We start from the raw sequence: 12801 nt of genomic DNA on the forward strand, positions 1-12801 counted from the left end.
TTGTCTTACTTGAAATAAATAGGGTAATAAATAGCGCAATTAATAATGTAATAAATAGCGCTCTGAACCCTTGCAACAAACAATACGCCATTCTGCCGAAATTATGGCAAAATACAATCCAAGGAAATGGGAAATTCCATTTTAACTGTCAAGAAATTAAGACACTTTTACCTGCTCAAAAAAACTCAGCCAATGACGCCTTTGCAAACCCAATTTTACGCTTTAGATCACTGGCTAAATGAGCACAAAAGTTTGTGGCAATTTGATAGCTTTGCCGCTTTAAACTTGCCTTGGCAGCAAGATTATCCTGCTCTGGCAAATTGGTTAAAGACTCAACCTGAAGTGTCACTAAGTAATGCCAAGCAAACGGCCGAGATAATGGAATTAGTACCCAGTTTGGCCTCCTTTCGAAATTGGCAGCAGCCAACCTTAGCAAGACAATCGGCTAGGCTGGAAGCCGTGCAACCGCCAGCCTATCTTTCCGCCGGTATTAAAGGCCGAAAATGGTCACAGATCGAAGCCTTCGTTGCTTGTACGCCATCAGTCGATCATTATACCGAGTGGTGTGCAGGCAAAGGTCATCTTGGTAAATATTTGGCCTTTCAAGACAACAAACCAGTGGCCAGTATTGAATGGCAACAAAGCTTGTGTGATGCAGGGCAGCAAAAAGCACAGCAGCTTGACCTCAAGCAAAGCTTTTCCTGTATGGATGTATTGAAAAATACAATCGCACCATTAGAAACGACCCAATGTGCAGTGGCTTTGCATGCCTGCGGAGACTTGCACAGGGTGTTACTGGAGCAAGTTGGCAAGCTCAAAACCCCCCATGTCTGTATTGCTCCTTGCTGCTACCATCTCAGTCGAGAAGAAAGTTATCTACCTTTATCAAAGCAAGCGGCTCAGTCTAAGCTAACATTACGCAAAGCCGACTTGAAATTGGCGGTCAAGCAAATCGCGACAGCAGGAGCCAGAGAACAAAGATTGCAAAAGCAAGAACTGACCTATCGCTTGGGGTTCGATCTTTGGCAGCGTCAGGTGCGCCAAATGGATACGTATTTGCCAGTGCCTTCCATTCAAAAGGCCTTATTAAATCAAGGTTTTGTTGGCTTTTGTCAGTGGGCTGCTGAGCAAAAACAACTAACCCATCTGATCGCGCAACAGGCATTTGAAGACTTTCAACAGGCCGCAGAGCAGCGTTATTACCACTTCCAAAAACAACAAGCCATCAGCCAATTATTCCGTCCTGCTTTGGAATACTGGTTGGTTTTAGACCGCGCCATCTTCCTACAAGAACAAGGCTATCAAGTAGAGATTGGTGCCTTTTGCGATGCCTCATTGACCCCTAGAAATTGGATGATACGCGGAAGCTTTGCGAAGAAAGTTGAATAAAAAACATCTAGAAGTTCGTTTTGTTGGCTAAGTTTGAGCTAAGATGGAAGCCATCGGATTAAAAAATAAGTATCGGAAACATGGAACTGAATCAGCGCTTATGGATGCTCGAATTGCTTGTTTATTGGGAAGGAAAGGTGAATACCACACCTTTGAGAAAAGTATTTGGCCTTAGTCGTCAAAGTGTCAGTACTTTAATAGGACGATACCTTGATCAATTTCCGGCGTCTCTGGAATACCATCCTGTAGAAAAAGCCTACCTGAGAACGACACACTTTGTTCCTCATTACATTAATCAAACACTAGACGAGTATCTTGATTGGATGAATTTCGGCAAACTGCCAACGTCATTATTGTCTTCTCAAGACCCGACTCAATATCGTATCCAGCCTTTATCTCGCTATGTCTCGCCCGACATCATAAGGCCTATAATAAAAGCGGTGAAAAATAAAACAGCGATCGATTGCCAATACCTTTCGGTTTCCAGCGGAGAGGCTCAAGAGCGTCTCATCTACCCACATTCCTTCGTGAAAGCCGCCAATCGTTGGCATATTAGGGCTTACTGTGAATTGCGTCAGCAGTATTTGGACTTTGTATTGAGCCGCTTTCAACAGGTTGACTATGACGGTGCCGAAGCACAAATGACCATAGGGCAAGATGCCGCTTGGCATACCCAAGTTGAATTGATATTAGCCCCAGATTTTCGATTAAATGCCGCGCAAAAAAAGGTGCTCGAAAAAGATTATGGTATGCAACAAGGTCAATTGAGCATTACAACACGCGCCGCCTTGGTGAAATACACCCTAGATGAATGGCAAATCAAAACCAAATTTGTCGAGGCCGATCCTCAAGCGCAGCAACTCATCTGTGTCAACTATGCCGACATAAAACAATGGTTTTACGACTGATAACACACAGAGCAGTGTGATTTGTGTTTAGGTCTGTCAAATGACTTTACGTGTGTAAATTTACAGTGTTGTTAGAGGGAAAAAGGCGTGAGAGAGTGGCTTCAAGCTTAAACGCCAATGACCAAAAGAGGGAAATACATGGAACAGTTTTCACCATCGGATATGAAAACCATATTGCATTCCAAACGTGCCAATATGTATTACCTTGAGTATTGCCGTGTGATGCAAAAAGACGGTCGAGTGCTGTATCTCACCGAGGCACTGTCTAATAAGAAGGCAGGAGAAAACCAGTATTACAACATCCCCATCGCTAACACCACAGTATTGCTGCTTGGTACAGGCACGTCCATCACCCAAGCTGCCATGCGGATGCTTTCTCAGGCGGGCGTGCTGGTGGGCTTTTGTGGCGGAGGTGGCACACCGCTTCATATGGCGAGTGAAGTCGAATGGCTAACACCGCAAAGCGAGTATCGCCCCACTGAATACCTACAGGGTTGGCTGCAATTTTGGTTTGATGACGATAAGCGACTAGAAGCAGCCAAAACCTTTCAAAATGCACGCATTGGATACCTAGAGAAGATCTGGAGTAAAGACAAAGACCTAAAAAATGAAGGCTTTTCAACCAAGGATTCTATGCTGATCGCGCCCTTTGAAACCTTCCATAAAAGAACCGAAGACGCGAAGAAACAATCCGATTTATTGCTAACAGAAGCGCAACTAACCAAAGTGCTTTATAAATACGCTGCTAACACCATGAATGTCGAAGGTTTTACCCGTCAGCATCAGGGTTCTACCAAATACAGCACAGACAAGGCCAACGACTTTTTAAATCACGGCAACTACCTTGCTTATGGACTGGCTGCGAGCTGTTTGTGGGTACTCGGCATACCGCATGGCTTTGCTGTCATGCACGGCAAGACTCGGCGAGGGGCGCTGATATTTGATGTTGCCGATTTAATCAAAGACGCCATTGTATTGCCATGGGCCTTTGTTTGTGCCGCCGAAAACGCCACTGAACAAGAGTTTCGTCAACAGATACTGCAAAAATTTACCGATCATAAAGCCATGGACTTTATGTTCGACACCATCAAAGGCATTGCCTTACAGGACTACTCTTCAGAGCAAATTGAGGAGCAAAACCTATGATGGTCACCTTTGTTAGCCAATGCGAAAAACGTGCTCTCAAAAAAACACGACGAGTGTTGGACGCATTTGCTAACCGCATTGGCGACAACACATGGCAAACCCTGATTACCGAAGAGGGTTTGATTACAGTAAAGAAAATGCTACGCCAAACCGCCAGCAAAAATACCGCTGTGAGTTGTCATTGGATACGCTCAAGATCGAGAAGCCAATTACTGTGGGTGGTGGGGAATAAACGGAAATTTACTGAAGAAGGGATAGTGCCTGTTAATGTGACTCAGAAGGAAGTCGTAATGGATGTAATAACAAATAAGCCTAAAAATGGTGTTTTATACGCAAACACTCATTTACAACCATTGGTAGAGCATTTGTTCGCTGTTGGTTATGTAGCTGAAGCTCTCTATAAGATACTGTTTCCAACTTCAGGTAGAAATTATGGTGACATCCATTTTTTTGCGGGAATATTTCATGATCTTGGCAAACTAGAACCTGAGTTTCAAAAATGGGTTAGAAGTCCAAAACAAAAGAATTATCTAGCGATTGATGGGCAACATATTGATAGTAAGTTCAGTTTTGATAAACATCCAAGGCACAATGAAGTCTCTCTCTTGTTGTATCACTTATTAGATTCACCATCTTTAAATTTTGTAAATGACGCAAATAAGCGAACCATAAGACATGCAATTTATTGGCACCATGCTAGGCCTTATCGTAAGAAGCAAAGTGAATTTGATACTTATTACTTAATAGCCAAAAAATTGATGGCGAATCTAAAAACTGACAATCTAAACGATTTAACTATGTCGGCTCAGAAGGCACTTAAACAGGTCGTCGCAATTGATTGCATGTATAGAGAAATCGAGAGTTCAACTGCTTCAAAGAGTTATCTAGATGATGAAGTTGAGCAGAATATGGACAGGTTACCTGATGCGCCCAGACTGCCCGAATATAAAGTATATGAATCTGAAAATAAGGTAGGCAGTTATCAAAGAGCAATATCGACTAACGCATTCAATAACATTGCCCGTGCATGTGTGATCACAGCTGATCGGTTAATTTCATCATTAACGGCTAACGAACTACATCAAGCAATTGTTGATAAAACACTTTATCAATTGGTTGAAGATGTTACCGAAGTTGAGTCAACTTTAATCAGTGAAATAGCTCATTGTCTTAAAAACTTCCCAAATAGTGAACGCACTGCTAAACAAGCCGATATAGCAGATAAATTGGCGAAAACACCTGATGTTGCCATACTCGCGGGTGCCGCTGGCTGCGGGAAAACAAAAATCGCACTTGAGTGGGGAATGTTAAAAAATGCGAAAAAAATCATTTGGGTTTGCCCACGGGTACAAGTCTGCCAAGGTATTTTCACTGACCTTACATCAGATCAATATCTACCTAAGTCAACAATTGAAATAAATACAGGAGAATTTAAGTTTCACAATAAGTGGGGCAACATGCTGAATGAAGAGCAATATTTTTCAGGTGATATTGTTGTAACTACCATTGACCAGTTACTAGGGGCAGTGGTCAGTCATACCAAAGCTAATACTTTGATTGATTATTTAAATTCTCATGTAGTATTTGATGAATTCCATGAATATATCAATATGCCTGCATTCAATTTTCTGTTTGCTGAATTAGTTGAATGTAAAAAACAGCAAGAGACAAAAGCCAATACCTTATTGGTGTCTGCTACACCTCACTATGTTTATTGTGAACAGCTATTGGATATAGACAGAGAAGACATAATTACTATGCCTTCATTCAATCAAAGCAAATACCAACTCGATTTTAAACTGTTTGATGATGCGAAAATATCTCCAGAAAATCCGCTATTTTCTTCGCAAAAAGATAACACTTTTGTAATTAGTAATATGGCGCTTACTGCCCAGAATAGTTTTATCAATAACCAGCAAGAAAATTCAGTTCTATTACATTCGAAGTTCATCAATAGTGATAAACAAAAGTACTTTGCAAAGGTTTATGAAAGTTTTAAGAAAAATGGTTCAAACAAGTATGAAGTATTACGCAGCGGTCCTATTGTTCAGGCATCATTAAACATAAGCTGCAACTATATGGTGGCAGAAATCAGCAATGCAGAAAACACTTTACAGCGTTTAGGTCGACTAGACCGTTTTGGTCAAAATAGCCAAACGAATATTTATTGTTTGGCTGTTCCAATGATGGTTTCGAAGCCTAAAGGTAGCAGCCAAGCAACCCGTTTTTTATCCAAAATGTATTCGTTAAGCTCAACTCGGGCTTGGTATCAGTGTTTACTTGAACATATTGGAGACAGAGAGTTTACCTTGCCAGAAATTTATGAATTGTATGAAAAGCAATTCCATAAAAATGACATTTACAAAAAATTGATCGAAAGTGACTTATTAGCTGCCTTGAGCCAGAGTGTGCAAACAATAAATGCAAAAGTACTAGAGCCAATAGTGATGCAGAAAACCAAAGCCGCCGATAAGAACCGAGCTAAAGTAAGTAAAAATTCATTGCGAGGCGAAAATAGGTTCGTGCAAATGGCGGTTTGCGATGTAACGGATGTAAGTAAGCCAATTTTTGAAGAAACTCAATACGCTTATAGTATGCCTCTAGATGATACTACCGAAGTCGATAACTTAACTTTTTCGGTTTCGGCAATTACAGGTTATGGCAAAAGCGATCAAAACCTGCTTAATCACATGTTTAAAAAGCATCACAACGTGATGGGTGGAGATAAACCATATAACGATAACTTGTTACTAAACCAAGCGCGTGATCCTGAATTACCTATTTACTTGAGTTATACCACAAGAGACTTAGTCTCAGTGGGTGGTGAATCAGCAAGACACTCACATGCCATTTATTACATGGTGTGTGATAAACAACCAATTGGCGCAATGTCGCTAAAACAACTTAATACAACCGCAGAAGATGAGGAATAAATCATGGAAAAAGTAACTGGAATTAAAAGCGTTGATTTTAAAATTACAGCTTTAGGGCATGGTGTGGTGAATTGGAATGGGTCTCCAAACTTAACAATTATCAAAGATGATAAATTCAAAAATATAACAAATCATTCGATGCCTAAGCTACGAGGATATACCAATGTTAAGGAGTTTAATGACGATGGAACGGCTAAATTCTATAAGCACCCAGAAGAAATTAACTTAAATGATGTTGAACTATACATCAGTCAAAATTGCATCAGGCATCATTTATTTCGTGGAGAGCATTACAACTTAAATTCTCCACAGTTAGAAAATAATATAATTAAGCTACTGTGCTCAATTACTGGTTTAGTGCGTGGGTATGTTAACCCTAAAAATGAAAACAAGCGCACAAGTCCTCTATTGTTAACGGATTTTGTTGATCAACTCGGTAATGGGAATTTTGAACAAATGGGACGTTCTGGAAGTAAAGAAAAAGAAACAAGTAAGTCAGGTAAAGATTCGAGCAATTCACTCTTTTCTAAGTTGACCTTTGGAGATACGAAATATCTAGCTTATGGTTCAATTAGTATTGAACAACTTCAGTTTATTCCATTGTGCGCTGATTTTGGTCGTGAGTCGATGAAGATCAATAACCATAAAGAAGGTCAGGAAGTCGCTGAACAACTGTCAAGCTATCTTAAGAAACTATCTGGTAACTCAGAAACAAAAGCTGTTTATCATGAAAATTATGTGAGAGTAGGCTCCATATTTGATGAGGGTGAAGCAGGCATTTTACTAAATGATTCCGCGATAGATGTATTAGTAACGCAGACAATTGAATTGGTAAAAAATTTAACTATCAGGCAAGCCAAGGGCTATATGTATGTTGATGAGGTATTGGTAGATTACAACGATAGTCAAGTAGCCAAGAATATGTTTCGTATAAAAACTAGCCATGAGCAAGAAATTAAACAAAATAAAGGCTCTCAATCATATGCTGTTTATTATCAAGGTAAATAGTTATGAGGATTACAATTGAATTTGACTCGTGTTGGCAAACTGGGTTTCTTGGTGATGATCCTAAGAAAAAGTTTGATTTGAAAAATAATGCGGCCACGTATTCTAAGGGAGACTTTGAAGGAAAAACCAAAAAGAACTTTCACGAATCAAGTGGCTATGAACAAAAATTTGTTGCTACCTCAGGGACTCGAGGAGAAAAGCCGACCCCTATTTCTAAAAGCACTATTTTGGGGGTGTTGTGTAGGCTGATTGGTGACCAAAGGCCACTATGGAAAGCTAGGCAAAGTTCTAATTATTATTTTTCTGACATAGAAGACAGAATATTAGAGCCTATTATAGAGCGGGATGCTCAAGAGGTTAGTGAACTAGTCTATTTAACAAATAAATCGGATGCTCGTTGCGCTCAGCAAGGGTATCTAGGTGTGCTAAACGATGACAATCCTTGGTTTTTTTCCGAGGAAGCTAAGCATTTATGGTCAGTTCTTTATTTGAATAAAGAGCAGTTAATTCAATTTGTGGAAAACGGCAAACCTAATGAGCCACTTGAAAACAGTGACTTGTGTAAACCAACTGCATTAATAAATCGAATTAATCTTATTTCTGATTCAAAGTCTGAGTTAGGTGCTTTGATTAGAACTAATGAAAGGCTACAACGTGATCAAATATTGGATATTAGTAAAAAGGCAAGTTTGCTATCTGACCACAATGATAAAATCAAGTTAAAACCTTCAAAAACCAAGGCTCATAAACTAAAAAATGACCAAAAACTAACTCAGCTTACGAATGAATTGTCTGAAGCAAAATCATACCTTGATCAATTGAAAATTGATTCACTCAGTGAGTTCGAGACTACTTTAAATTCGGTAACTCAATTTTTATCTGATAAATATCCAAATGATAAAAAAAGAGGAGAGGAATATTGTAAAGATGGATTGATCTATCCGATGTCTCTATATGCAGCTGCTTTGCATTTGCAGGCTGAGCGTCTATCAGAAATGGGACTAGATTTGCTGTTTGCTTATAACTCAAAACAAGAGATTCAAATTCAAGGGTTTTCGAAAGCAGGCTTTAATGGCATAAGAGACTGGTTGAATAGAATGGCTGGAGGACGGAAAAAAGCTGTTGGTACCCCATGTAATATTCAAAAGCACTCAGGTCGGTTAGAAATTGAAATTGGTTTAAACAATGATGATTATGGCCGTGAATTTCCTGAATTAACTCGTTCTCAAGAAATTATAAAACTCATTGAACATGCAGGTGTATCCAGTTTTTACCTTGGTAAAAAAGGATTGGCTTATGTTTCTAAAATACGGTCATAAGGAGAATAAATATGGATCATTACTGTGATATTCGTATCAAACCTGATGCGGAAATGCGTGAAAATGTATTGCTAAATAAGGTTTATACAAAATTTCATAAAGCTCTGTGTGACCTTTCTTCTAAATCAGTTGGTGTAAGCTTTCCAGAGACAAAGCTGAAGCTCGGAAAGGTGTTGAGAGTTCATTCAAGCCAATCCAATTTAAAAGCACTGAAAGAAATGAACTGGCTTGGAGGGTTAATTAGTTATTGTGAATACAGTGAAGTGCAAACAATTCCTGAGAACGTAGAGCATCGGACAGTTTCTCGTTGGCGACCAAACATGACTGAATCACACCTAAGACGACTTATAAAGCGTAGGTCTATTTCTGAAGACGAAATTAAGGCTTATCGAGCGAAAATGTACGCAGCTCAGCTTACTACTTTGCCATATTTAGAGTTAGAGAGTACGGGGAGCGGGCAGCTATATAGGCGTTATATTCAAGTATCCGACCCTGTTCATCAAGCGGTAGGTGGTGACTTTGATCAATTTGGTTTAAGTAAAAAAGCTACAATACCTTGGTTTTAACCAATAAATCTCGCTCTTTAAAAAAGTAATTACAAAACAAAGAGTTGCAACATATAGAGAAAACATAGGTAAAAAAAGGTATTTTTACCTAACTCTATAGTGTGACTCGTTTTTTTGCAGTTAGACTATAGTTAGCCGCCGCACACGCGGCTTAGAAATATAATTGTTTTAGGGACTTCCTGACCCCTTTGTTAGCCGCCGCACACGCGGCTTAGAAATAAACATAATTATCTCAATTTTTCATTTCACAGTTAGCCGCCGCACACGCGGCTTAGAAATGAATGGCGGCACAGCCCTAGGTAATAGATAGGTTAGCCGCCGCACACGCGGCTTAGAAATTTTTGATACGTGGTAACAAAGTTTTTTTCATGTTAGCCGCCGCACACGCGGCTTAGAAAATTAATGATTGAATTGCCCCATTCATTCCTTTGTTAGCCGCCGCACACGCGGCTTAGAAAGTTTAAGTCCGTAATCAATGCATCTATGTATCGTTAGCCGCCGCACACGCGGCTTAGAAATATCTAAGCGCCATGTTTAGCACCTTAATCAAGTTAGCCGCCGCACACGCGGCTTAGAAAATACTGTGGGTAATAACTTAATGAAGTTCCTGGTTAGCCGCCGCACACGCGGCTTAGAAATGTCTAACACCCGTGCCATTCGTCACCTACCCGTTAGCCGCCGCACACGCGGCTTAGAAAATGATTACGAAGCTTTTGAAACCAACCAATGTGTTAGCCGCCGCACACGCGGCTTAGAAATTATGGTCTGCGGTTTGCTGGTTGTTGTGGTGGTTAGCCGCCGCACACGCGGCTTAGAAATCGATGCGCAGATGCCAGAGCTTAAAGACTTCGTTAGCCGCCGCACACGCGGCTTAGAAATTTTATAGTTTTATCAATCCTTATCTCCACTGGTTAGCCGCCGCACACGCGGCTTAGAAAACACAAAACAGGAAATAAAAGAGCCCTCCGCGGTTAGCCGCCGCACACGCGGCTTAGAAATGAAAGACCAGAGCTTACACTTGGTAAGATTCGTTAGCCGCCGCACACGCGGCTTAGAAATTTCTTCGATTGGCAGGCTTTTTATGATGGCAGTTAGCCGCCGCACACGCGGCTTAGAAATCTTAGTGTTGATCTGAGTGATTTTGATCAAGGTTAGCCGCCGCACACGCGGCTTAGAAATATTATTGTTTGTCAAATCAACAAAAAGTTGTGTTAGCCGCCGCACACGCGGCTTAGAAAGCTAAGTGGATTGCAACAACCGTGATTGGCGGGTTAGCCGCCGCACACGCGGCTTAGAAATGATACATCATCAAATGGGGTAGGCTCCAATGGTTAGCCGCCGCACACGCGGCTTAGAAATCAATTATAAATTATTGGAGTGAATTATGTTTGTTAGCCGCCGCACACGCGGCTTAGAAATTTTCTCTGCAAAATATTCGCTGTGATTTGGTGTTAGCCGCCGCACACGCGGCTTAGAAAAGAAACGTGGATTAATGATGTATGTGGAATTGGTTAGCCGCCGCATACGCGGCTTAGAAAATAATTCGCTTCTGACTTTGCTTCTCTCATCAGTTAGCCGCCGCACACGCGGCTTAGAAATGTAGGTATGCTACTTCGTCAATCTCACCGATGTTAGCCGCCGCACACGCGGCTTAGAAAATGTCTTTAATCCACTGCTCTTTGATCTCACGGTTAGCCGCCGCACACGCGGCTTAGAAATTATCCAAGCCGTGCGTCTGTACCAAACCCAAGTTAGCCGCCGCACACGCGGCTTAGAAAAAGTGAGGTGACCTATGAGTTTTTTTGACACTGTTAGCCGCCGCACACGCGGCTTAGAAAACTAGAAGAAAACCTTTTAGCTGAATCAGATAGTTAGCCGCCGCACACGCGGCTTAGAAAAATCAGCGAAAAACCACCCATCGACGTTCGCGGTTAGCCGCCGCACACGCGGCTTAGAAATTCCGGTCTGCCCCCTTTTCGACCTCTGGCTCGTTAGCCGCTGCACACGCGGCTTAGAAAAAGTCCGAATGGCGCAAGCAAAGCTGCTAAAAGTTAGCCGCTGCACACGCGGCTTAGAAAAATCGGTGCTGTGGCGGCGGCTGTTGGTTTACGTTAGCCGCTGCACACGCGGCTTAGAAACCAACACTCACCACCAATAATGGCACCCAATGCGTTAGCCGCTGCACACGCGGCTTAGAAAATGAAAGCGGCGCAAGAGAAACAAGGTAGATGTTAGCCGCTGCACACGCGGCTTAGAAATCTTCATCTAAGCAGTGGTTTTTCATCCTGTCGTTAGCCGCCGCACACGCGGCTTAGAAATTGCAGTGTGACCAAGCCGCCAAAGTACGCACGTTGGCCGCCGTACACGCGGCTTAGAAACAACAAAACAGGGGGAGCCGTGGGGCTTTCTTGTTAGCCGCCGCACACGCGGCTTAGAAATTTGAAGTAGGCTCGTTTAATGTAGTTAGTGAGTTAGCCGCCGCACACGCGGCTTAGAAAAGATATGCGGCTGAGTTAAGTCGCCATACAGCGTTAGCCGCCGCACACGCGGCTTAGAAAACATTTGCACTGACTGCCGCTTCTCCCTTGTTGTTAGCCGCTGCACACGCGGCTTAGAAATCAATACAAAACGCAAAGAATAGTTTTTCATTGTTAGCCGCTGCACACGCGGCTTAGAAAAACAGCTTCAAGTCTTAATGCCAGGTGAAATTGTTAGCCGCTGCACACGCGGCTTAGAAATGCATCAGTGCCAGCACCGGCCTCAGCGACAAGTTAGCCGCTGCACACGCGGCTTAGAAAGCCCAGCGCGCCATGGCTCGTAACCTAAGCGAGTTAGCCGCTGCACACGCGGCTTAGAAAACAGCGGCCGATGCCAAAAAAACCAAAGGAGAGTTAGCCGCTGCACACGCGGCTTAGAAATTTCGGATCAAATTTAATAGTGCTCATGCTCTGTTAGCCGCCGCACACGCGGCTTAGAAAGTTTACATGGCCATGCGGAACGCCTCGGGTCGATTAGCCGCCGCACACGCGGCTTAGAAATATAACCAGTGTCCGATGATGCCGTGGATCGAGTTAGCCGCTGCACACGCGGCTTAGAAAACACTTTGCCAGCTTCATTAATGCAGATTTCAGTTAGCCGCCGCACACGCGGCTTAGAAAGTAACCTTATCCCAGTTTTGATACAGCAATATGTTAGCCGCCGCACACGCGGCTTAGAAAACCAAGCTTTATGAAAGCATCACTATTGGTTGGTTAGCCGCTGCACACGCGGCTTAGAAAGTGAGCAACGCCTTCGATGTACTCCAAAAGCTGTTAGCCGCCGCACACGCGGCTTAGAAAGATCATCACATCAATATCGCGGCCTGAAATTCGTTAGCCGCCGCACACGCGGCTTAGAAAACATGAAAATAATCTGTCATACTGTCTGATTCGTTAGCCACCGCACACGCGGCTTAGAAAACTCAATGGCTCGCTGGCCTCAACATCAAACGGTTAGCCGCCGCACACGCGGCTTAGAAAATCCACCAATATTG

At 42.4% G+C, this 12801-nt stretch carries 7 protein-coding genes and 1 CRISPR repeat array (1 of these 8 cut by a window edge); all 7 genes read left to right on the forward strand.

Annotated elements, in window-relative coordinates; translation table 11 throughout:
* Window positions 1-192: 192 nt before the first annotated feature.
* The 7 genes from ABXS85_RS15615 (at window position 193) to cas6f (ending at window position 9269) form a co-directional block, all read left to right on the forward strand.
* Window positions 193-1389: a methyltransferase gene (locus ABXS85_RS15615; protein WP_353667450.1), complete on the forward strand. Its 1197-nt coding sequence runs from the start codon at window positions 193-195 to the stop codon at window positions 1387-1389.
* Between the two features lie 80 nt (window positions 1390-1469).
* Window positions 1470-2297 (forward strand): WYL domain-containing protein, encoded by an 828-nt coding sequence (locus ABXS85_RS15620; protein ID WP_353667451.1) that lies wholly within the window; start codon window positions 1470-1472, stop codon window positions 2295-2297.
* 138 nt (window positions 2298-2435) lie between these two features.
* Window positions 2436-3443: a type I-F CRISPR-associated endonuclease Cas1f gene (cas1f, locus tag ABXS85_RS15625; RefSeq protein ID WP_353667452.1), complete on the forward strand. Its 1008-nt coding sequence runs from the start codon at window positions 2436-2438 to the stop codon at window positions 3441-3443.
* Complete coding sequence (locus ABXS85_RS15630) at window positions 3440-6376, forward strand: CRISPR-associated endonuclease Cas3'' (protein ID WP_353667453.1); 2937 nt, start codon at window positions 3440-3442, stop codon at window positions 6374-6376. The genes cas1f and ABXS85_RS15630 overlap by 4 nt, the downstream gene beginning before the upstream one ends.
* 3 nt (window positions 6377-6379) lie before the next feature.
* Window positions 6380-7384, forward strand: a complete 1005-nt coding sequence (gene cas7fv / locus ABXS85_RS15635) for a type I-Fv CRISPR-associated protein Cas7fv (RefSeq protein WP_353667454.1) — start codon at window positions 6380-6382, stop codon at window positions 7382-7384.
* Window positions 7385-7386: 2 nt separating this feature from the next.
* The gene (gene cas5fv / locus ABXS85_RS15640; protein ID WP_353667455.1) at window positions 7387-8703 is read left to right on the forward strand and encodes a type I-Fv CRISPR-associated protein Cas5fv; all 1317 of its coding nucleotides are present in this window, start codon (window positions 7387-7389) and stop codon (window positions 8701-8703) included.
* A gap of 11 nt (window positions 8704-8714) precedes the next feature.
* A complete protein-coding gene (gene cas6f, locus ABXS85_RS15645) occupies window positions 8715-9269 on the forward strand; it encodes a type I-F CRISPR-associated endoribonuclease Cas6/Csy4 (RefSeq protein WP_353667456.1) in 555 nt (184 codons plus the stop codon).
* Between the two features lie 130 nt (window positions 9270-9399).
* Window positions 9400-12801: a CRISPR direct-repeat array (repeat unit 28 nt; unit sequence GTTAGCCGCCGCACACGCGGCTTAGAAA); it runs 46 nt beyond the window's last position.

This window comes from Marinomonas sp. THO17 (assembly GCF_040436405.1).
Lineage (GTDB): Bacteria > Pseudomonadota > Gammaproteobacteria > Pseudomonadales > Marinomonadaceae > Marinomonas.